The sequence below is a fragment of the Burkholderia sp. FL-7-2-10-S1-D7 genome, assembly GCF_001524185.1.
Classification (GTDB): Bacteria; Pseudomonadota; Gammaproteobacteria; order Burkholderiales; family Burkholderiaceae; genus Burkholderia; species Burkholderia diffusa.
In genome coordinates this window covers 19,902-41,684 of the sequence record NZ_LOWY01000039.1, presented here as the reverse complement: position 1 = coordinate 41,684, position 21,783 = coordinate 19,902, and the positions used below count along the sequence as shown (strand labels likewise).

At 68.4% G+C, this 21,783-nt stretch carries 18 protein-coding genes; 7 read left to right on the top strand and 11 right to left on the bottom strand.

Features of this window, described 5'->3' with window-relative positions; genetic code table 11:
* Positions 1-12: 12 nt before the first annotated feature.
* Genes WS75_RS16265 through WS75_RS16255 form a run of 3 tightly spaced genes read right to left on the bottom strand, consistent with a single transcriptional unit; the run spans position 13 to position 3,192 of the window.
* Positions 13-1,470 carry an alginate export family protein gene (locus tag WS75_RS16265; RefSeq protein ID WP_059681407.1) on the bottom strand — a complete coding sequence of 486 codons (1,458 nt, stop codon included), beginning with the start codon at positions 1,468-1,470 and terminating at the stop codon, positions 13-15.
* Positions 1,470-2,411: a hypothetical protein gene (locus WS75_RS16260; RefSeq protein WP_059681406.1), complete on the bottom strand. Its 942-nt coding sequence runs from the start codon at positions 2,409-2,411 to the stop codon at positions 1,470-1,472. The genes WS75_RS16265 and WS75_RS16260 overlap by 1 nt, the downstream gene beginning before the upstream one ends.
* 49 nt (positions 2,412-2,460) lie before the next feature.
* Positions 2,461-3,192, bottom strand: a complete 732-nt coding sequence (locus tag WS75_RS16255; RefSeq protein WP_059681405.1) for a YoaK family protein — start codon at positions 3,190-3,192, stop codon at positions 2,461-2,463.
* 366 nt (positions 3,193-3,558) lie between these two features.
* Here WS75_RS16255 and WS75_RS16250 point away from each other — a divergent pair, with 366 nt between their 5' ends.
* From WS75_RS16250 to WS75_RS16225, 6 genes are all read left to right on the top strand, one after another.
* Entirely contained in the window at positions 3,559-4,278 is a 720-nt protein-coding gene (locus WS75_RS16250; RefSeq protein ID WP_059681404.1) for a TetR/AcrR family transcriptional regulator, read from the top strand.
* Positions 4,279-4,857: 579 nt separating this feature from the next.
* Positions 4,858-4,986, top strand: coding sequence for a hypothetical protein (locus WS75_RS34595; RefSeq protein WP_257129397.1), 129 nt, complete (start codon positions 4,858-4,860; stop codon positions 4,984-4,986).
* Positions 4,987-5,326: 340 nt separating this feature from the next.
* A complete protein-coding gene (gene msrB / locus WS75_RS16240) occupies positions 5,327-5,860 on the top strand; it encodes a peptide-methionine (R)-S-oxide reductase MsrB (protein WP_059681402.1) in 534 nt (177 codons plus the stop codon).
* Between the two features lie 35 nt (positions 5,861-5,895).
* Positions 5,896-7,776 (top strand): cytochrome c biogenesis protein DipZ, encoded by a 1,881-nt coding sequence (locus tag WS75_RS16235; RefSeq protein ID WP_059681401.1) that lies wholly within the window; start codon positions 5,896-5,898, stop codon positions 7,774-7,776.
* A gap of 60 nt (positions 7,777-7,836) precedes the next feature.
* Positions 7,837-8,580: a peptide-methionine (S)-S-oxide reductase MsrA gene (gene msrA, locus WS75_RS16230; RefSeq protein WP_059681400.1), complete on the top strand. Its 744-nt coding sequence runs from the start codon at positions 7,837-7,839 to the stop codon at positions 8,578-8,580.
* 205 nt (positions 8,581-8,785) lie between these two features.
* Positions 8,786-9,901, top strand: coding sequence for an aromatic ring-hydroxylating oxygenase subunit alpha (locus WS75_RS16225; protein ID WP_059681399.1), 1,116 nt, complete (start codon positions 8,786-8,788; stop codon positions 9,899-9,901).
* Positions 9,902-9,928: 27 nt separating this feature from the next.
* On the opposite strand, the gene WS75_RS16220 is transcribed toward WS75_RS16225, so the two are convergent.
* The 8 genes from WS75_RS16220 to WS75_RS16185 all read right to left on the bottom strand — a co-directional run bounded on the left by WS75_RS16220 (position 9,929) and on the right by WS75_RS16185 (position 20,656).
* Entirely contained in the window at positions 9,929-10,318 is a 390-nt protein-coding gene (locus WS75_RS16220) for a cytidine deaminase (protein ID WP_059681398.1), read from the bottom strand.
* Between the two features lie 129 nt (positions 10,319-10,447).
* A complete protein-coding gene (gene deoA / locus WS75_RS16215) occupies positions 10,448-11,764 on the bottom strand; it encodes a thymidine phosphorylase (RefSeq protein ID WP_059681397.1) in 1,317 nt (438 codons plus the stop codon).
* 20 nt (positions 11,765-11,784) lie between these two features.
* Entirely contained in the window at positions 11,785-13,059 is a 1,275-nt protein-coding gene (locus tag WS75_RS16210) for a NupC/NupG family nucleoside CNT transporter (protein ID WP_059681396.1), read from the bottom strand.
* A 340-nt stretch (positions 13,060-13,399) separates the two neighbouring features.
* Positions 13,400-14,857, bottom strand: a complete 1,458-nt coding sequence (hydA, locus tag WS75_RS16205; protein WP_059681395.1) for a dihydropyrimidinase — start codon at positions 14,855-14,857, stop codon at positions 13,400-13,402.
* Between the two features lie 46 nt (positions 14,858-14,903).
* Positions 14,904-16,412, bottom strand: a complete 1,509-nt coding sequence (locus WS75_RS16200) for an NCS1 family nucleobase:cation symporter-1 (RefSeq protein ID WP_059681394.1) — start codon at positions 16,410-16,412, stop codon at positions 14,904-14,906.
* Positions 16,413-16,511: 99 nt separating this feature from the next.
* On the bottom strand, positions 16,512-17,819 hold the full coding sequence (gene preA / locus WS75_RS16195) for an NAD-dependent dihydropyrimidine dehydrogenase subunit PreA (RefSeq protein ID WP_059681393.1): 1,308 nt from the start codon (positions 17,817-17,819) through the stop codon (positions 16,512-16,514).
* 90 nt (positions 17,820-17,909) lie between these two features.
* Positions 17,910-19,247 (bottom strand): NAD(P)-dependent oxidoreductase, encoded by a 1,338-nt coding sequence (locus WS75_RS16190; protein WP_059681392.1) that lies wholly within the window; start codon positions 19,245-19,247, stop codon positions 17,910-17,912.
* A gap of 128 nt (positions 19,248-19,375) precedes the next feature.
* Positions 19,376-20,656: a Zn-dependent hydrolase gene (locus WS75_RS16185; RefSeq protein WP_059681391.1), complete on the bottom strand. Its 1,281-nt coding sequence runs from the start codon at positions 20,654-20,656 to the stop codon at positions 19,376-19,378.
* Positions 20,657-21,018: 362 nt separating this feature from the next.
* On the opposite strand from WS75_RS16185, the gene WS75_RS16180 reads away from it, so the two are divergent.
* Positions 21,019-21,717, top strand: a complete 699-nt coding sequence (locus WS75_RS16180) for a TetR/AcrR family transcriptional regulator (RefSeq protein WP_059681390.1) — start codon at positions 21,019-21,021, stop codon at positions 21,715-21,717.
* Positions 21,718-21,783 lie beyond the last annotated feature (66 nt).

The following is a 21,783-nucleotide window of genomic DNA, read 5'->3' as shown; positions in this document are numbered from 1 at the left end:
CGGCACGCCGCGTCACCAGCCGAACTTCGCCTCCACGCCGACATAGTCGGCATTGCGCGCGCCCAGCGCGCGAATCGAATCGGCGAGCTGGAAGTGCACCGCCTCGACCGCCAGCGCCGTGTTCGCATTGACGAGCCAGTCCACGCGGGCCTGCGCGTACATGCCCGTCCACGCGCCGCCCTTGCCGGCCGTGCCGGGCACGGCCTGCATCCCTTGCCCGTAGATCGCGTCGGCCGTCGTCGCGCGCCACTGGAAACCGACCGCGGTCAGCACCGTCACGTTGCCGGCCGGCTTGAACGTCAGCGACGGCTTCACGTGAATCAGGTTGGTGTAGCCCGTATAGCCGGCGAGCGTGAAGTACGAGCCGTTCGGGAACAGCGGGTTGAAGGTGCCCATGCGTCCGTCGCCGGGATGCTTGTCGCCCGACGCGCCGTCGACCTGAATGCCGATGCGCGGCGTGCCCGGCGTCTTCGCGAACGTGTAGCCGCCCAGCGCGCCGAACGCCCACGCACCGATCGTGTCCTGCCCGATGTGCCCGGTCTGCAACATCGCCTCGGCGTCCCAGTCGAACCCGGCAGACTTGCCCGCGTAGCGCATGTCGAACACGTCGCGCCGCTCGGTGCCGGCTCCGTCCAGATAGCGCGCGTTGTCGCGCGTATAGCGCGACCAGTAGGCCGACAGGTCACCAGGCCCCACACCGTTGCGCTCGACGCGCACGCCGTCGAATCTGAGGTGCCGGTTCGACACGTCGTCGAATACCGCGTCGTTGCGATACTGCACAGGACGCGTCGCATAGCCGATCAGCCGCCACTTGCCGATTTCGTAATCGGCCCACAGCGCATCGAACGCCTGGCGCACGTTCGGGCCGTCGCGCACCGACACGAACCGCTGCAAGTCGAACGCCATCTCCTGCCGGCCGATGCGCGCCTTGAACGTGCCGCCGCCGACCTGGTCGACATATGCGACGAACGCCTGCTCGATGTCGAGCTGATCCTTGTCGACCGGGCCGACCGTATCCTTGCCGAACGGCCGCGCATCGACGAACTGGACGAACGCCTGGAAATGTCCGGCATAGCGCAGATCCGCGTGCACCGTCGCGCGCTGGATCACGTAGTTGTCGTCGTGGACGGCGCCGAGCCCGAACAGCGGCGCGTTGTTCAGCTCGAAGCGCTCGCGCAGGCTCGCGCCGAGCGACAAGTAGGTCGACGGGTCGGCGCCCAGCGGGATGTACTTCAGCCCGTCGAGCGGCTTGCGCGGCACGCATGGATTCGCGAGCACCGACCAGTCTTCCTGCCAGCGATTGAACAGCACCGCGGGACGCGTCGCGGTGCACGTCGCGGCGGCGGTCGATGCCGGCGCCGCGGTTTCCTCGGCGCCAGCCGCCGCCCCGGCGTGCGTCGCGACACCACCCACCAGCATGGCGGCCGGCAATACGCCCCGCCACGCCCGCTTTATCGACCGCCGTTCCATCACTTCGACCGCGCGTGAATCTCGGCGACATAGCCGCCCGGGAACTGCACGAGCGCCGCATCGCGCCCGTCCGACGTGAAGGTCGGTACGAGAACGGTCACGCCGGCGGCCTTGGCCTTCTCCAGCGTGGCGGCAAGGTCCGCCACTTCATAGCCGGTCATCTCGCGCCCGAACGGATAAGGCAGATGGCCGTCGGTGGCCAGCACGGTCATCTTGCCGAAGCCCGACTCGATGCGGATGCGGCGGTACGTGTCGTTCGGCCGGCCGATCTCGATGCCCGGCGCCTTGCGCACGTCGGACACGACCTTGCCGCGCGAGAACGCGACGAAGTCGTGCACCAGCTTGCTCGCGCTTTCCGGCGACACGTACACGCGGTTTTCCGGCACGGTCTGCAGCGGATCGTAGTGCGGCGCCTGGGTGTGCCAGTACAGCTGCATGTTCACGCCGCCCGGCCAGCGAATGATCGCGTCGCGGCCGATCGGATCGGGGAACGTGTCGACGACCACGTCCGCGCCATGCGCGCGCGCCGACTTCATCGCGACGTCCATGTCGGTGACGAGGTAGCCGGTGCGCTCCGCGCAGAACGGGTATGGGATCGGCGTCTTGAAGCCGAACACCGAGATCGTGCCGGACGGCGTGAACACGAGCTGCGACATCGTCTGGCTCGGCGTCGGCGTGACCTGGAACACACCCTGCTGCGACTTCTTGCCGCCGAACGTGGCGACGAAGCTGTCGGTGAAGCGGTCGAAGTCTTCCGGCGCGACGCACACGTGCGTCGTGTCGTATTGCGGGCCGACCGAGACGGCCGGCACCTTCGCGGACGAGGTCTCGAGCAGACGCGTCTCGTCCGCTTGGGCCGGCGCGGTCGCCAGCAATGCGCCGAGCACGGCCGTCGACGCGGCCGTCATCCGCAATACCTGTCGCAACTTCAGTGCAATCATCGAAATTCTCCTTGAAAGTGGTAAGCGCTGCCGTGCGTCGCGCGCGGATTCAGCGTGATGCCGGCCCGACGTCGGGCCGGCCGGATCGGTAGGCGAGGAAGCACAAGGTCGCGAGCGGCAGCGCCAGCGCCCAGAAGGCGGCGAATACGTACGCCGCGGCCCCCGCGCCCGCACCGAGCGCGAAAGCCGCGACCGGCGGCAGCGTGCGCCGCAGTCGCGCGCGCGCGGCGTCGCGTTCGGCCGGCGCTGCAAGCGGCACGAGCCAGTCGAACGCATCGATCACCGCCTGCGTGACGTTGCCCGTCATCACCGTGTTGGCGACGACCGAGCGGGCCGTCAACCGGCCGTGCGCGTTCTGGACACCCATTGCCGCGGCGCCGAGCAGACCGCACAGGATCGTGCGCGGCGCATCGGCGTCGGCGATCGGCGACGCCATCACGCCGGCCAGCATGAACCCGGCCAGCAGCACGGCCTGAAGCGCATAGAGCGAACGCGCGCGCGGGCCGTGGCCCAGCGAACGCATCCGGTGATCGAGCACGCGCGCGCCGACGATACCGGCGATGAAGGCCGGGAACGCGAGCCATTTGATCGCGAGCCCTTGCCCGACGCCGGCCAGCCCCGAGCCGATCAGGATGAAGTTGCCGGTGACGTGCGCGGTAAACAGGCCGAACAGCGCGACGAAGCCGAGCGTGTCAACGTAGCCGGCGATCGACGCAAGAAAGACGTCCTCGCCGCGCACGTGATCGGGTGCCGCGGCCGCGGTTACCGGCTGCGTCGGCATGCCCCGGCCTCCTGGATGGCAACGGTTGCGCCGGCGCACATGATGCCTGTGCCCGGCGAGATCAGATCACGCATGTTCCGCTCCGGTTGTGCCGAACGGCCCGGCGGTGCCGACTGGCGTCCGGTCCAAACGGCTGTTCGGAAGCAAGACTAGTTAAGGCGCGTCTTAATGTCATGGCGATGGGCCTGAATTTTCCTGAATCGGCTGCCCGGAGGCCCGGCCGGACGGCGCGGTCGACGCGACGCGACGCACATGCGCAACGGTTCCCGCATCGCGTCGACAGGCACGCCGCGAGCGGCCCTCGCGGTCCGATCGTGTTATTTTTCGATCGATAGCTTAAGCGCGCACGCAATCAGGAGCCGATGCATGACCGAAAGAAAACGCAGCACGCCAGCCCGCGAGCGCGGGACGGACGCCGACGGCGACGTCGTCACGCCGGGCCGGCGCCTCGCGCCGGAAGCGCGCGAGCGGCAAATCGTCGAGAAGGCGATCGAGCACTTCGCGACGCACGGCTTTTCCGGCAGCACGCGCGAGCTGGCGCGCCAGATCGGCGTCACCCAGCCGCTGCTGTACCGGTACTTTCCGAGCAAGGAAGCGCTGATCGATCGCGTGTACGACGAGGTCTACACGTGGAACCCGGACTGGGAAAAAATGATCGCGGACCGTACGGTCCCGCTGCAGGAGCGGCTGGTGGCGTTCTACCGCGCGTACGCGCAAACCATCCTGCGGCGCGAATGGATCCGTACCTTCATCTTCGCGGGGCTCAGCCGCGAGGGCTTCAACACGCGCTATCTGTCGCGGCTGCGCGAACGCGTGTTCCTGCCGGTGCTGCGCGAACTGCGCCACGAATACGACATCGCCACGCCGGCGACGGAGGCCCAGCGCAACGCGGAAATCGAGCTCGTCTGGAGCCTGCACGCGAGCATCTTCTATTTCGGCGTTCGCAAGTGGGTCTACGGATTGCCGGTGCCCGACGATCTCGACACCGAAATCGAACGGCTGGTCGACGCGTTTCTCCACGGCACGCCCGCTACGCTGAAGCAGCTCGCGTCCGGCGCGGCCGCGCGGCGACGCCGCCGCGAGTAGCGCGGCCCCGCGCGCCGCCCGACGAATTCAGAACAATTCATCCGGCGTGCCGGTGCCGCACCATGCGGGCGTCGCTTCGGTCGACCGGACATGATGCCGGACCCGAGCTGCAGCCTTCGCGCGATCTAGTGCAGCCCGTCATGCGCGGACGCCGGCTTCCCGGCCTCGGAATCGTGCGCATGCTGCACGGGATACGGTGCGCGGTCGTGCGACGGCGGGCGCATGTCGACGTCTTCCCGGAAGGACGGTGACGCCGGGGCGTCGTCTGCGTTCGCGGGATCCTCGCGAACGCGCTGCGCTCCGCTCCGCTCCGCGCAGAATGTCACGGGTTTGCCTGCGCGTGTCGTTCATCGAAACCTCCCCGTCGAAACGTGTGCTGAGTGATGCTGCCTGGTCGGCATACCCCCGAGCGGTCCCGTTTATTCCGGCGACGCGCGGTATCCGGCGCATGAAGCGCATCGCGCCGCCCCGGGAATAGGCGCCTCGCTCGCCCGGTATACCGGGTGTGAGCACGACGGATGCCGATCGCGATGCGTTGGCCCCGCCACAACGACGCTAGCGAAATCAAGGAGGCCCATCATGTCCAACGTCCTGTCCCACTGGATCCTGATCGGCTGCGACGCATACGACGAGTACGTATTCGTGCCGTGGCTCAATAAAGCCGTGTATCAGCGCACAGTGACCTTGCAACGCGTTTGCCTCCTATGACGGCGAACAGGCCGACAGTTTCAACTGACCGGGGCCTGATTGCGCCACACCACCGCCGTACTCATCCCGCCTGAGTGCCGCCGCAGCGAACACCGTGAAGCAGTCGCATACTTGATGCATGGCCGTCGTTGGAGACGCCTCTTGCTCACGGTCACGGCAGAACCCGGCGCAGCCGACTATCGAGCCCTGGCCGGCCGGCGCTTGGCCGGACACCACCCCGTCGACGCGGCCGCCTCCTCCGGCAAACATCACAATTCCTTTAACTTTCCGTGAGGACTTCGACACCGGCCGCTGACTACGATGGGCGCATGTTTTCAGGACCTGCTTCCAGGAGCCCATCATGCCCACCCGCAGACATCTGCTGCTGTTCGCCGGCGCCACCGGCCTCGCCACGCTCGCGGCGCTGTCGTCGGCCGGCCGCCGCACACTGGTCAGCCGCGCGTTCGCCGCGTCGACGGCTGCGCCGAAGATGGCCGCGCCGTACGAGGTCACCCTCAGCGACGCCGAATGGCATCGCCGGCTCACGCCCGCCCAGTACGCGATCCTGCGCGACGCCGGCACCGAGCGGCCGTACACCAGCCCGCTGAACGACGAGCACCGCCCCGGCACGTTCGCGTGCGCGGGCTGCGGCCTCGCGCTGTTCTCATCGGCCACCAAGTTCGACAGCCACACGGGCTGGCCGAGCTTCTGGAAGCCGCTCGACCACGCGGTCGCGACCGACGCCGACACGTCGTTCGGGATGGTCCGCACCGAGGTGCATTGCCGCCGCTGCGGCGGCCATCTCGGCCACGTGTTCGACGACGGCCCGCCGCCCACCCACCTGCGCTACTGCATGAACGGGCTCGCGCTCACCTTCCACCCGGCCGCCGCCTGATCCGGCCCCACCTCCGACCGACTGGAGAACGCACCATGCTGCTCATCGTCCTTGCCTATCTCGGCGGCGTGCTCACGATCCTGAGCCCGTGCATCCTGCCCGTGCTGCCGTTCGTGTTCGCGCGCGCCGACCAGCCGTTCGTGCGCACCGGCCTGCCGCTGCTGGCCGGCATGGCGCTCACGTTCGCCGTCGTCGCGACGCTCGCCGCCGTCGGCGGCGGCTGGGTCGCGCAGGCCAACCAGGCCGGCCGCTGGGCTGCCATCGTGCTGCTCGCGATATTCGGCCTGACGCTGCTGATGCCGCGCCTCGCCGAACACCTGACGCGCCCGCTCGTCGCCGCAGGCAACCGCCTCACCGGCCTCGCGCAGCGCGACGGCCGCGCGGCCGGCCCGCTGTCGTCGCTGCTGCTCGGCGTCGCCACCGGCCTGCTGTGGGCGCCGTGCGCCGGCCCGATCCTCGGGCTCGTGCTGACCGGCGCCGCGCTGCGCGGCGCGAGCGTCGGCACGACGCTGCTGCTCGTTGCGTATGCGGCCGGTGCGGCGACGTCGCTCGGCGTCGCGCTCGTGATCGGCGGCAAGGTGTTCGCCGCGATGAAGCGCTCGCTCGGCGCGGGCGAATGGATCAAGCGCGGGATCGGCGCCGCGCTGCTGGCCGGCGTCGGCGCGATCGCGCTCGGCCTCGATACGGGCGCGCTCGCGCAGCTGTCGACCGTCACGACGGGCGGCCTCGAGACGAAGCTCGTCGACCGGCTCGGCGGGCGCTCGAACGGCGCGCCGGCGGCGATGGACGCGACGGGTTCGCCGGCAAACGGCTCGGCAGACCACACCGCGAACGGTTCGGGCGGCGCGCTGATGGCCGCGACGGCCGATGCCGTGCAGTCCGGCGGCGCGATGATGCGCGCGGCGGAGATCACGCCCGCGCCGAAGGCGCCCGCCGCGCTGCCCGTCGAAGGCACGCTGCCGTCGCTCGACGGCGCCGTGCAGTGGCTGAATTCGCCGCCGCTGACCGCGGCCGGCCTGCGCGGCAAGGTCGTGCTCGTCGACTTCTGGACCTACTCCTGCATCAACTGCCTGCGCACGCTGCCGTACACCACGGCCTGGGCACGCAAGTACGCGCCGTACGGTCTCGTCGTGATCGGCGTACATGCACCGGAGTTCGCGTTCGAGCGTGACATCGGCAACGTGAAAAAGGCCGTGCACGACCTTGGCATCGACTTCCCGGTCGCGATCGACAACCACTTCACGATCTGGCGCGCGTTCAACAACGAATACTGGCCCGCGCACTACTTCGTCGACGCACAGGGACGCGTGCGCCGCCACCACTTCGGCGAAGGCGAATACGCGCAGTCGGAACGCGCGATCCAGTCGCTGCTCGCCGAGGCCGGTCACCCGGAAGCGCTGAACGTGCCGCTCGGGCTCGCCGGCGCCCCCGCGAAAGGCGCGCTCGCGGCAGCCGACGGCACCGACGTCCGCTCGCCCGAAACCTATGTCGGCTATGCGCGCGCGGACGACTTCACGTCGCCCGGCGGCGTGGTGCGCGACGCGGCACACCGCTACGACGCGCCCGCCCACCCCGACCTGAACGACTGGGGCCTCGCCGGCACCTGGCAGGTCGGCGCCGAGCGCGCGTCGCTCGCCGCGCCGTCCGGCCGGATCGTCTACCGCTTCCATGCGCGCGACTTGCACCTCGTGCTCGGCCCGGGTGCGAACGGCAAGCCGGTGCGCTTTCGCGTGACGCTCGACGGCGCGGCGCCCGGTGCGGCACACGGCACCGACGTCGACGCGCAGGGCTACGGCACGGTTACCGGGCAGCGCCTGTACCAGCTCGTCCGGCAGCCGGGCGCCATCGCCGACCGCACGTTCGCGATCGAGTTTCTCGATCCGGGTGTCGATGCGTACGCATTCACGTTCGGTTGAACGCATGCCAGGCCGACACCCGACCGCCGTCTTCCCCAACGCATTCCGAAGGAGCCCACCATGAACCCGACACCCACCCGCGCTTCCACGCCGCGACGGCGCACAGCGATGCTGCGCCGCATCGGCGCCCTCGCCGTCGCGGCCGCCGCCGTGTTCGGCTATCAGCGCATCGTCAACTCCGCCGAGCCGATGCGCACCGTGCCCGCGCCGACACTCGACGAAACACCCGGCGCATCGCATGACGAGACGGCCGTGTTCGCGGGCGGCTGTTTCTGGGGCGTGCAGGGCGTGTTCGAGCATGTGAAAGGCGTGAAGCAGGTCACGGCCGGTTATGCGGGCGGCGCGTCCGAAACCGCGCACTATGCACTCGTCGGGTCCGGGCTGACGGGGCACGCGGAATCGGTACGCATCGTCTACGACCCGACGCAGATCACCTACGGCCGGCTGTTGCAGGTGTTCTTCTCGGTCGCGCACGATCCGACCGAACTCAACCGGCAAGGCCCCGACGAAGGGTCGCAGTACCGGTCGGCGATCTTCCCGACCACCGCGCAGCAACGCGCGGTCGCGACCGCGTACGTCGCGCAGCTCGGCTCCGCGCACGTGTTTCCGGCGCCGGTCGTCACGCGTATCGAGGACTACAAGGGGTTCTACCCGGCCGAGGCCTATCACCAGAACTACCTCGAGCTGCATCCCGACGCGCCATACATCGCGTTCAACGACCTGCCGAAGGTCGCCGGGCTGAAACACTACTTCCCGGCGCTGTACCGCGCCGACCCGGTGCTGTGGCGCGATGCCCGCTCGTGACCGGCCACCGGCCGCAGCCGGGCGGCCGCGCATGCCGCGCGCGCCGCCCGCGCCCCGGTTGCGCCGCATCAAACAAACCGCGCACGCCGTGCCGGTGCAAACCCGCATCGCGTCCGCCATGCGGTGCAACTTCGCGTAGACTTCTCCCAAGCCACGCCGCTTGTTGCGGCGTCCGGACCTTCCGTCCAGCCAGGAGGCGTCACGCATGCGCGCAGTGCCTTTGTCTGACCGCGGCACCCTCGAAGACCCGTCCACCGGCGCGGTCGTGCGCGACCTGCGCCGCGTGCCCATCCATCCCGATCACTGGTATCCGCTCGCGTGGTCGCGCGAACTGAAGCGCGGCAAGACGCTCGGCGTGCGCTTCGCCGGCGATCCGATCGTGCTCGTGCGCACCGAATCCGGCGCCGTGTATGCGCTCGAAGATCGTTGCGCGCACCGCCAGGTGCCGCTGCATGCGGGCGTCGTGAGCGGCGAAACGCTGCGCTGCTGCTACCACGGCTGGACCTATGCGTGCGACAGCGGCCGTTGCGTCGACGTGCCCTACCTCGGCCGCGAGCGTTTGCCCAACGGCGTGCGGGCGTACCCGTGCCGCGAGGCGCACGGAGTGATCTTCGTGTTTCCCGGCGACGCGACGCTCGCCGACGAACGCCCGTTCCCCGCGCTCGAATCGGCGGACGACCGCGCATTCAAGACGCGCCGCTTCGGCCGCGAGGTCAAGTGCCACTACTCGTTCATGCACGAGAACCTGATGGACATGAACCATCAGTTCCTGCATCGCAAGCAGATGGGGCAGATGCGGGCGCGCGCACTCGGCCGGCGCCGCGGCGACGACTGGGTCGAGGTCGATTACACGTTCGCGCGCATGGAAGGCAAGCAGCCGGTCGGCGAGGCGCTCGTGTTCGGCTCGAGCAAGAAGCCCGGCGACCAGGCCGACAAGAGCGTGATGACAGTTCGCACCGGCTACCCGTACCAGACGCTGCAGATCCGCTCGAGCGAAGGCACGCTCGTGATGGACCTGTGGATCGTCTACGTGCCGCTCGATGCGGAACAGCGTACCAACCGCACGTTCGGTCTGCTGTCGATCCACAAGCCCGGCATCCCGTTCGCGCTCGATCTCGCGTGGCCGCTGCTCGTCTGGTTCACCGAGCGGATCTTCCGCGAGGATCGCTGGATCGTCGAGCGCGAGCAGGAAGCGCACGACCGGCAGGGCGCCGACTGGAACCACGAGGTGTTTCCGGTCATCAACGAACTGCGCGACCTGCTGCGCCAGTGCGGCGCGCGCACCGTGATCCCGATCCGGGACGCGCGTGACGGCACATGATGCGGGCAGCGTGCCGCGGCGTGTCCGTTACAGGCTGAACGCGCCCGGCAGCAACGCGCGGGCCGTCGTGACCTCGACGGCCCCTTTCAGGTTGGCCAGGATCACTTCGATGTCGGGCTTGCCGATCTCGATGATCACCTGGCGGCACGCGCCGCACGGCGCGATCGGGCCGTCGGTATCGCCGACGACCGCGAGCCGCGTGAAGTCCCCCGGACGATAGCCGGCCGCGATCGCCGCGAACATCGCCGTGCGTTCCGCGCAATTGCACAGTCCGTACGACGCGTTCTCGACGTTGCAACCGTGAAAAACCGTTCCGTCGCGCGCCTGCAGCGCAGCGCCGACCATGAAGAGCGAATACGGCGCATACGCGCGTTCGCGCGCCGCCCTGGCCTGGTCGATCAGTTCGTCTCGTTCCATCTCGATGGTGCCTCCAGTCGTGTGCGGGGATGCGTCGACACGGCGCATACCGGCCGGCACGATACTCCCCCGTCATGTGAGGTGGGCACCGATACCCGCACGTTCCGCCGTGCCGGCATCGGCGCACGGTCAGCCGATCTGCTCGTAAATGGTCGGGTTCGCCTCGCCCGTGTCGCCCAGCACGTAGCTTTGCCGCACCTCGTCCACCGCACGGGCGGCGGCCGCGTCGTCGCGGGCATGCACATAGCCGAGCGGCTGGCCGGCTTCGACACGCTGCCCGATCTCCGCGAGTGCCGTCAGGCCGACACGGTAGTCGATCGCATCCTCCGCGCGCGTGCGGCCGCCGCCGAGCGCGACGACCGCGAGCCCGAGCGCGCGGCAATCGACCCGCTTCACCACACCGCTCGCGGGTGACGGAACCGGCACGATCACATCCGCCCGCGCAAGATGATGCGCGGGCGCTTCGATCAGGTCCACGGGGCCGCCGAGCGTCGCCACCATTCGCGCGAAGCGTTCCGCCGCCGCGCCCGAGTCGAGCGCCTGCTGCAACATTGTGCGCGCCTGTGCGACATCGTTCGCCAGCCCGCCGGTGACGAGCAACTGCGCCGACAGCGCCATCGTGACGTCATGCAGGCGCGCCGGTCGCGACTTGCCCGTCAGGTAGTCGATCGCACACGCGACTTCGAGTGCATTGCCCGCGCACGGCGCGAGCGACTGGTTCATGTCGGTCAGGATCGCGGTCGTCTTCATGCCGGCGCCGTTTCCGACGGCGACGATGCTCCGTGCCAGCTCGGCCGATTTCTCGGCAGTCGGCATGAACGCGCCGGAGCCGACCTTGACGTCCATCACGAGCCCGTCGAGCCCCGCCGCGAGCTTCTTCGACAGGATCGACGCGGTGATCATCGCGACCGACTCGACGGTCGCCGTCACATCGCGAATCGCATAGATGCGCTTGTCCGCCGGCGCGAGCCGCGCGGTCTGCCCGATGATCGCGACGCCGACGTCACGCACCGTACGGCGAAACGTGTCCGTATCCGGTGTCACGTCGTAGCCGGGGATCGCACTGAGCTTGTCGAGCGTGCCGCCAGTATGGCCGAGCCCGCGCCCCGAGATCATCGGCACATAGCCGCCGCATGCGGCCACCATCGGCCCGAGCATCAGCGACACGACATCGCCGACGCCCCCGGTCGAATGCTTGTCGATCACCGGTCCGCCGAGATCGAGCGCACGCCAGTCGAGCACGTCGCCGGAGTCGCGCTGCGCGATCGTCAGCGCGACGCGCTCATCGGTGCTCAGGTCGTTGAAGTACACAGCCATCGCGAACGCCGCCACCTGGCCCTCGGTCACGCTGCCGTCGGTCACGCCGCGCACGAACGCGGCAATCTCGTCGCGATCGAGCGGCTGCCGGTCGCGCTTGCGGCGAATGAACTCCTGCGGCAGAAACATCGTTGCGTCTCCTTGATCGCTCAATTCAGCGAAAAGAACAGGCCGGCAATCGCCGCGCTCATCAGGTTCGACAACGTCGCGGCCGTCAGCGCACGCAAGCCATGCCGCGCGACTTCCGAGCGGCGCTCCGGCGCGACCGCGCTGAAGCCACCCGCGAGAATCGCGATCGACGAGAAGTTCGCGAAGCCGCACAGCGCGAACGACACGATCGCGAGCGTCTTCGGGTCGAGCACCTGCAGGCCGGCCGCCGCGACGTGCGCGCTGCCCTTCAGATACGGCGACAGGTCGCCGTACGCGACGAACTCGTTGAAGATCAGCTTCTCGCCGATGAAGTTGCCGGCCAGCGCCGCGTCGTGCCATGGCACGCCGATGATCCACGCCAGCGGCGCGAACAGGTGGCCGATGATGCCCAGCAGCGTCACCTGCGGAAAGCCCGCGAACGCGGCCACGCCGCCGACGATGAGGTTCATCAGCGCGATGAGCCCCACGAACGCGATCAGCATCGCGCCGACATTGATCGCGATCCGCAGGCCCACCGACGCGCCGGACGCCGCCGCCTCGATCACGTTGGCGGCCCGCTTGTCGTCGAAATCGAGCCCGTCGAGCACGACACGGCTCGGCTCCACGGTCGGGAACAGCAGCTTGCCGAACAGCAGCCCGCCCGGCACTGCCATGAACGATGCAGCGAGCAGGTACTCCATCTTCACGCCGAGACCGGCGTAGCCGACCAGCACCGAGCCCGCGACCGACGCCATGCCGCTCGCCATCACCGTGAAGATCTCGGCGCCCGTCATGTGCCGCACGAACGGCTTCACGAGCGCGGGCATTTCGCTCTGCCCGAGAAAGATCGTGGCGACGGCCGAGCACGCCTCGATGCGGCTCACGCCGAGCACTTTCGCGAGCCCCGCGCCGAGGATCGCGACGATCCACTTCATCACGCCCACGTAATACAGCACCGCGATCAGCGCGGTGACGAAGATGATCATCGGCAGCACGCGCAGGCCGAACACGAACCCACCGTCGCCGAACAGCTGGAACATCCGCGCGTCGACCAGCCCGCCGAACACGAACGCAATGCCGTGATTGCCCATGTCGAGCACGCGATTGACGCCGTTCGCGGCCGCCGCCAGCGCCGCGCGGCCCGACGGCACGAACAGCACCAGCGCGCCGATCGCAAACTGCGTGAGCAGCGCGGCGATCAGGGTCCGGCCGCTCACGGCGCGCCGGTTGTTCGACAGCAGATAGGCCAACAGCAGCAGGAACAGCATGCCCAGGAGACTGCGCAGAATATCCACCTCGTACTCCTTTCTCTCGATGTTTATTTGAATGATCGGCAGGCGGCCCGGCACGCCCGTGAACGCCGTCGGTGGATATTACTCGCCGTCATGCATGACGGCAACGCAATCAAAATGGCATGCGCCGTGCGGTTTCGCTCGCGTCGTGGATTTGCTCAGTTCTTCTATGTACCTGGAAATCGGACGGGCGCGACGATGCTCGATGCGTCCCATATGTTGAGAGAATTGACGGGAGGCCGAGAAGAGGCAGGGACGGCGATGCACGCGACCGGCCGCGTAAACGCGCGCGGGGCGTGCCGTTCGAACAGACACGCCCCGCGCAACGGACGCAGTACGCCGCTCAGCCCGCGCGTTCGACCGGATGTGGCTCGCGCAGCCGGTTCGCGATGCGCGCGGCCTCGTAGTAGCCGGCCGCGGGCGGACGCTTCAGATAGCGCCCCGCGCCGCGCACAGCACGCAGCTCGCCGTCGGCCCATGCGAGTGCGCCGCGCGTGAGGGTGTGGGTCGCGACGCCCTGCACCGTCATCCCTTCGAACACGTTGAAATCGACCTGCTGGTGATGGGTCTTCACCGAGATCGTCTTCGTCGCGGACGGGTCCCACACGACCAGATCGGCATCGGCGCCGACCTGCACCGCCCCCTTGCGCGGATACAGGTTGAAGATCTGCGCGGCGTTCGTCGACGTGATCCGCACGAATTCATTCGGCGTGATGCGGCCATGATTCACGCCGTGATGCCACAGCACCGACATGCGATCCTCGACGCCGCCGCAGCCGTTCGGGATCTTCGTGAAGTCTTCGCGGCCCATCGCCTTCTGCGACGCGCAGAACACGCAGTGATCGGTCGCCGTCGTATGCAGCTGCCCCGCCTGCAGCCCACGCCACAGCGCCTCGCGATGCTCCGCCGAGCGGAACGGCGGGCTCATCACGTGCGCGGCCGCACGCGTCCAGTCCGGGTCGCGATACACCGACTCGTCGATCACCAAGTGTCCCGGCAGCACCTCGCCGAACACGCGCAACCCTTCGCTGCGCGCGCGCGTGATCGCGTCGACCGCGTCCTTCGCCGACACGTGCACGATATACACGGGCACGCCGAGCACCTGCGCGATGCGGATCGCGCGGTTCGCAGCCTCCCCCTCCACCTCCGGCGGTCGCGACAGCGGATGCGCCTCCGGCCCCGTCATCCCGCGCGCGAGCAGCGCCTGCTGCAGCCGGAACACCAGTTCGCCGTTCTCCGCGTGCACCGTCGGCAGCGCGCCGAGTTCGAGCGAACGCGAGAAGCTGTTCACGAGGACCTCGTCGTCCGCCATGATCGCGTTCTTGTACGCCATGAAGTGCTTGAAGCTCGACACGCCGTGCTCGCGCACGAGCGTGCCCATGTCGCGGTGCACCGATTCGTCCCACCACGTAACGGCCACGTGGAAGCCGTAGTCGGCCGCGGCCTTCTCTGCCCAGCCGCGCCACTCGTGGAACGCGTCCATCAGCGGCTGCTTCGGGCTCGGGATCACGAAGTCGATGATGCTGGTCGTGCCGCCCGACAACCCGGCGGCCGTGCCCGAGTAGAAGTCGTCGCTCGCCGTCGTGCCCATGAACGGCAGTTCCATGTGCGTATGCGGATCGATGCCGCCCGGCATCACGTACTGGTCGTGCGCGTCGACCACCGTCGCGCCGGCTGGCGCGTCGATCGTCTGAGCGATCTGCACGATCGTGCCGCCGTCCTGCGGGTCGGCACACAGTACGTCCGCGCGATAAGTGCGGTCCGCATCGACCACGGTGCCGCCGCGAATCAGGATTGCCATTTGGTTGCCTCCTCGTTGACTGTCGGGTACCGCATGCGTTCGCGCATCACGCGCTCGCGATCTGCGCGCGCTGTCCGGCGCGCCGCTTCATCCAGGTACCGTACACGCCGGACGCCAGCACGAGGCCGACGAACCACGCATACGTGTAGAGCGTGTTGAAGAACGCCGGCACGTTCGGGAACGACGCCGGGAACGCGGTGTGCAGGAAGCCGGGCAGGTTCGGCAGCACGCCGATCGCGAGCGCCGCCAGCGCGGCCGGGTTCCAGCCGCGCGCGTAGCTGAAGTCGCCGCGCTCGTCGAACAGCGCGCGCGTATCGAGCCGCGTGCCGCGAATCAGGAAGTAGTCGACCATCAGGATGCCCGCGACCGGCCCGAGCAGCGCCGAATAGCCGACGAGCCACGTGAAGATGTAGCCGTCCGTCGTCGCGAGGATCTTCCACGGCATCATCACGATCGCGAGCGTCGCGGTGATCAGCCCGCCCGTGCGGTACGAGATCGCTTTCGGCCAAAGGCTCGAGAAATCGTAAGCAGGACCGACCAGGTTCGCAGCGAGGTTGCAGCACATCGTGTCGAGCGTCAGGATCACGAGCGCGATGCCCACGCCGATACCCGTCATCCGGCTCGTCAGGTCGATCGGATCCCAGATCGCGTTGCCGTAGATCACGACGGTGGCCGACGTCACCACGACGGACACCACCGACAGCAGCGCCATCGGCAGCGGCAGCCCGATCGACTGCCCGATCACCTGGTCGCGCTGCGAATGCGCGAAGCGCGTGAAGTCGGGAATGTTCAGCGCGAGCGTCGCCCAGAAGCCGACCATCGCGGTCAGGCCCGGCCAGAACGTCGCCCAGAACAGTCCCGCCTTCTTGCCACCCGCAACGAACTGCGACGGTGCAGACAGCATCGTGCCGAAGCCGCCCGCCTGCGACGTCGCCCACCACACGAGCGCGATGCACATCACGACCTTGATCGGCGCGGACCAGCTCTCGAGCCAGCGGATCGAATCGGTGCCGTGCCAGATGAAGTACAGCTGCAGCGCCCAGAACACGAGGAAGCACGCAACTTGCCCAAACGAGATGCCGACGAGCGGCAGCGCGGCGCCGTGCAATGCGTTGCCGGTCAGGATGTTCAGCAGCGTATAGATCGCGCTGCCGCCAAGCCAGGTCTGGATGCCGTACCAGCCGCACGCGACGATCGCGCGCAGCAGCGCGGGCAGCTTCGCGCCCTGCGTGCCGAACGACGCGCGCACGAGCACCGCATACGGAATCCCGTGCTTCGCGCCTGCATGGCCGATCAGCAGCATCGGCACGAGCACGATCAGGTTGCCGAACAAAACGGTCAGCACGGCCTGCCACGGCGACATGCCTTCCTGGATCAGTCCGGCCGCAAGCATGTACGACGCGATGTTCATCACCATCCCGACCCACAGCGCCGCGAAGTGATACCAGCGCCACGTGCGCTGTGACGCCGTCGTCGGCGCGAGGTCGTCGTTGTACAGGCTGCCGGCCGGCGCCGCGGCGCTGTCGGGATCGGCGGGAATCGCTGCTGGTTTCATCGGACGCGCTCCACGTAAACGTCAGCGCCGGCATCGTGCGATGCCGGCAGAACAGGACACAAGCAGCGGTGCGGACGGTGCCGCGCCGCCGGCCGCCGGTCAGGCCGCTTTCGCATGCTTCGCGGGTTCCGCCGGGCCCGCACCCGCGTCGGCACGCGCCGGGTTGTTCGGATGCGTGGTCCAGTTCGCGTAGTCGCCCGCGTCGACCCGCTCCATCGTGATGCATTGCTCGACCGGACACACATGCATGCAAAGATTGCACCCGACGCACTCCGCGTCCACCACCTCGAAGTGCCGCACGCCGTCCTTCTCGGCCGTGATCGCCTGGTGCGACGTGTCCTCGCACGCGATATGGCACAACCCGCACTGGATGCAGCGGTCCTGGTCGATACGCGCCTTGATGTCGTACTTCAGGTTCAGATATTTCCAGTCGGTCACGTTCGGCACCGCGCGGCCGCGCACGTCGTCGAGGGTCGCGTAGCCCTTCTCGTCCATCCAGTTCGACAGCCCGTCGGCGAGGTCCGACACGATCCGGAATCCGTAATGCATCGCGGCGGTGCACACCTGCACGCTGCCGGCGCCCAGTACGATGAACTCGGCCGCGTCGCGCCACGACGAAATCCCGCCGATGCCGGAGATCGGCAGGTTCGGCGTTTCCGGGTCGCGCGCGATCTCCGCGACCATGTTCAGCGCGATCGGCTTGACCGCCGGGCCGCAGTAGCCGCCGTGCGTGCCCTTGCCGTCGACGGTGGGCATCGGCGCCATCTGGTCAAGGTCCACCGCAACGATCGAGTTGATCGTGTTGATCAGCGACACGCCGTCCGCGCCGCCCTTGTAGGCGGCACGCGAGCCCATCCGGATGTCGCTGATGTTCGGCGTGAGCTTCACGAGGCACGGCAACTTCGTGCCTTCCTTGACCCAGCGCGTGACCATCTCGACGTATTCCGGCACCTGCCCGACCGCCGCGCCCATCCCGCGCTCGCTCATCCCGTGCGGGCAGCCGAAGTTCAACTCGACCGCATCGGCGCCCGTATCCTCGACGAGCGGCAGGATCCATTTCCAGTCGCGCTCGTTGCACGGCACCATCAGCGAGACGATCAGCGCGCGATCGGGCCAGTCGCGCTTCACCTGCGCGATCTCTTTCAGGTTCACGTCGAGCGGCCGGTCGGTGATCAGCTCGATGTTGTTCAGCCCGGCGATCCGCTGGCCGTTCCACTGCACCGCGCCATAGCGCGAGCTGACGTTGACGACGTGCGGATCGAGCCCGAGCGTCTTCCAGACGACGCCGCCCCAGCCCGCCTCGAACGCGCGATTGACGTTGTACGCCTTGTCGGTCGGCGGTGCGGAGGCCAGCCAGAACGGATTCGGCGAAGTGATGCCTGCGATGGTGCAGCGAAGGTCGGCCATGTTCGGCTCCGTAGAAATGGGGCGTCTATCGTGATTCGCGTGGCGCGCGCAATGCACGCGATGCGCGGGATGCCGTTGCGTATGCCGCGCTCACGCGGCCTTGGCGGCGCGCCGCGCGAGCGCCGCGTCGATCGCCGCCGCCGCGCGCTTGCCGTCCTGCACGGCCTGCACCGTGAGGTCGATGCCGTCCGTCGCCGCGCAATCGCCGCCGGCCCACACGTCGGGCAACGCCGTGCGTCCGTCCGCGTCGACCGCGATGCGCGTGCCGTCCGCTGTCAGCAGCGCGGCCGCGACACCGTCCGGCACCAGCGTCTGGCCGATCGCCTTCAGCACCATGTCCGCGTCGATGGTGAAACGCTCGCCCGACGCGGCCTCGAATTCGACACCCGTCACATGCCCGCCCGCGCCCACGATACGCACCGGCTTCGCGTGCGTGACGAGCGTGACGCCGTTCTTTTGCGCGAACTCGCGTTCGGCCCAGGTCGCGCTCATCGCGTCCACGCCGCGCCGGTACACCATCGTCACGCGCTCCGAGCCGAGCTTGCGGCTCTGCACGGACGCATCGATCGCCGTATTGCCGCCGCCGATCACGACCACGCGCCGCCCGACCGGCACGTGCTCCAGCGCGTCGGCCTGCCGCACCTGCTCGATGAAGTCGACCGCGTTCATCACGCCGCTCAATTCCTCGCCGTCGATCGCGAGCGTGCGCACGCCGCCCAGGCCCATCGCGAGAAACACCGCGTCATGCCGCTCGCGCAGCGCGTCGAGCGTCACGTCGCGGCCGAGCGCGACGCCCGTCTGCAGCGCGATGCCGCCGACCGACAGCAGCCACTCGACTTCGCGTTGCGCGAAATCGTCGACCGTCTTGTACGCGGCGATCCCGTATTCGTTCAAGCCGCCCGCCTTCGGCCGCGCATCGAACAGCGTGACGCGATGCCCGGCGAGCGCGAGCCGGTGCGCGCAGGCGAGCCCGGCCGGCCCCGCGCCGACCACCGACACATGCCGCCCCGTATCGGGCGCACGCGTAAAGCGCACCGCGCCGCTCGCCATCGCCCAGTCGGTCGCGTGCCGCTGCAGCGCGCCGATCGCGACCGGCTGCGCATCCTGGTGATTGCGCACGCACGCGCCTTCGCACAGGATCTCGGTCGGGCAAACGCGTGCGCACATCCCGCCGAGCGGATTCGCGGACAGGATGTCGGTCGCGGCACCCTTCAGGTTGCCGTTGCCGATCTTGCGAATGAAGCTCGGGATGTCGATCTGCGTCGGGCAGGCCTTCACGCACGGCGCGTCGTAGCAGTAGTGGCAGCGGCTGGCGGCGGCCGCGGCGGCAGTCGGATCGAGCAGCGGCGCGATATCTGCGAATTCGCACGAGAGTTGCGTGGACGACAGGCGATGCGCGGCGATATCGCCGGTTGGCTTGGTGATCATACGCGTTCCTTCGACTGGTGGAGACAAAGCCGTCCCCGCCGGCTGCGAATGCACAGTCGGGGCGGTCCTGCTTGGGAATGCCACGGTCAGGCGATGAGCGGCCTGCCGGCTGCGCTAGATCCGGTCCGTCATGAAGCCGGCTCGCATGCGCGCGACAGCATCGCGTGCAGCAGCACGTTCGCGCCGGCCTCGATCCACGCAGGCGTCGCGTCCTCGATCTCGTTGTGACTGATGCCGTCGACGCAGGGTACGAACACCATCGACGTCGGCGCGACCTGCGCCAGGTAGCACGCGTCATGCCCCGCGCCCGACACGATGTCGCGATGCGAGTAGCCGAAGCGATCGGCCGCGCCGCGCACGGCCGCCACGCAGGCCGGATCGAACGCGACGGGCTTGTAGTAGAAAATCTGCTCGAGCGCGGTTTCGAGCCCGATCTCGCCCGCGATGCGCGCCACACCATCGCGCAATGCAGCATCCATCTTCGCGAGCACCGCGTCGTCCGGATGACGGAAATCGACGGTGAAGAACACGCGGCCGGGAATCACGTTGCGCGAGTTTGGGTGAACCTGCATCATCCCGACCGTCGCGCAGCCGAACGGCGCGTGATCGAGGCCGATATGGTTCACGAGATCGACCACGCGCGATGCGCCGAGCAGCGCGTCGCGGCGGCGCGGCATCGGCGTCGGCCCCGCGTGCGCTTCCTGGCCGGTGAACGTGATCTCGTACCAGCGCTGCCCCTGCGCGTCCGTCACGACGCCGATCGTCTTGCATTCGGCTTCGAGAATCGGCCCCTGCTCGATATGCAGCTCGAACGCCGCATGCAGCTTGCGGCCGCCGCAGGGTACGTCGCCCGCGTAGCCGATGCGCGCGAGTTCCTCGCCGATCGTCTTGCCGTCGACATCCTTGCGCGACAGCCCGTACTCGAGCGGGAACACCCCCGCGAACACGCCCGACGCGACCATCGCCGGCGCGAAGCGCGAACCTTCCTCGTTGGTCCAGATCACGACCTCGACCGGATGCTCGGTCTCGATGCCGTGATCGTTCAGACTGCGAATCACCTCGAGGCCGCCGAGCACGCCGTAGATGCCGTCGAAGCGGCCGCCCGTCGGCTGCGAATCCGCGTGCGAGCCGGTGACGACCGGCGCCGCGTCGGCCACGCGGCCCGCGCGGCGCATGAACACGTTGCCCATCGTATCGACCGTCACCGTGCAGCCGGCGGCTTTCGCCCAGCCGACGATCAGGTCGCGTCCGGCCTTGTCGAGATCGGTCAGCGCGAGGCGGCACACGCCGCCCTTCGGCGTCGCGCCGATCTTCGCGACTTCCATCAGGCTGTCCCACAACCGCTTGCCGTCGACCTTGATCGACGTGTCGAATGCTGCCCGCTTCACTGTTTCCGATACCGCGTTCATTCGTATCGCTCCTGTGGGGTCGGTCATGTCGTCATTCCGGTTGCCGCCGGTGCACGCACTGCTGCTGTCGGGGCAAGCCCGCACCGGCAAGGTGCAGATGCGCATCGTTCGCGTGATTCGTCCGACCGATCGGCGGATTGCCGGCACTGCATTCCGTCGATCATCAAATCCTGTCCGATTGGACAGGTTTTAGACGATCAAAATGCCCAGCGCAATGTCTTTCTTGCGTGAATCGAGCGAGCGAGAAACGTGCCACCGCATCGCAGCATCCCGCGCGCCGATGTGGGCGAGCACGTGCGTTCGATGCGAACCAGCGGCTAGAATGAAGCGCAACGCGGCACGCAAGCCGCGCGAGGGTAACGATGAGACATGACGAAGCGGCCGCCGAAGCCACCGGCGACGACGAAACGAACACGCCCTTGCGGCGACGCAAGGCGCACATCCGCGAGTCCAACGAAGCGCATCTGCTGGCCTGTGCGGAAGCCGTATTCGCGGAGCGCGGGCTCGACGGTGCGAGCACGGCGATGATCGCCGAACGTGCGGGCCTGCCGAAGGCGAACCTGCATTACTACTTCCCGACGAAGCTTGCGCTGTACCGTCGCGTGCTCGACGACCTGTTCGAGGACTGGCATCGCGCGGCAGGTTCGTTCGAGGCCGGCGACGATCCGGTGGAAGCGATCGGCGGCTACGTGCGCGCGAAGATGGATCTGTCGCGACGGCGCCCGCTCGGCTCGAAAGTGTGGGCCAACGAGATCATCCACGGTGCCGCGCACATGCAGGACATCCTGTCGGAACGCGTGAAGCCCTGGTTCGACACGCGCGTGAAGGTGATCGAAGGCTGGATCGCGCGCGGGCTGCTCGCGCCGATCGATGCACACGCGTTGATGTACCTGATCTGGGCAACGACGCAGCACTATGCGGATTTCGATGCGCAGATCCGCGCGCTGAGCGGCAAGCGTGCGTTCACGCAGAAGGCGTTCGCCGAGAAGACCGAGCAGGTCGTGCAGCTCGTGATTCGTGCGTGCGGTGCGGTGTCGCCGAAAACACCGCGAGCGTCGTGACGGGGTGGCCGATCGCCGACGGAACGGTCGGGCCGAACGGGCACCGTTCGACCCGCCGGTGTGCGA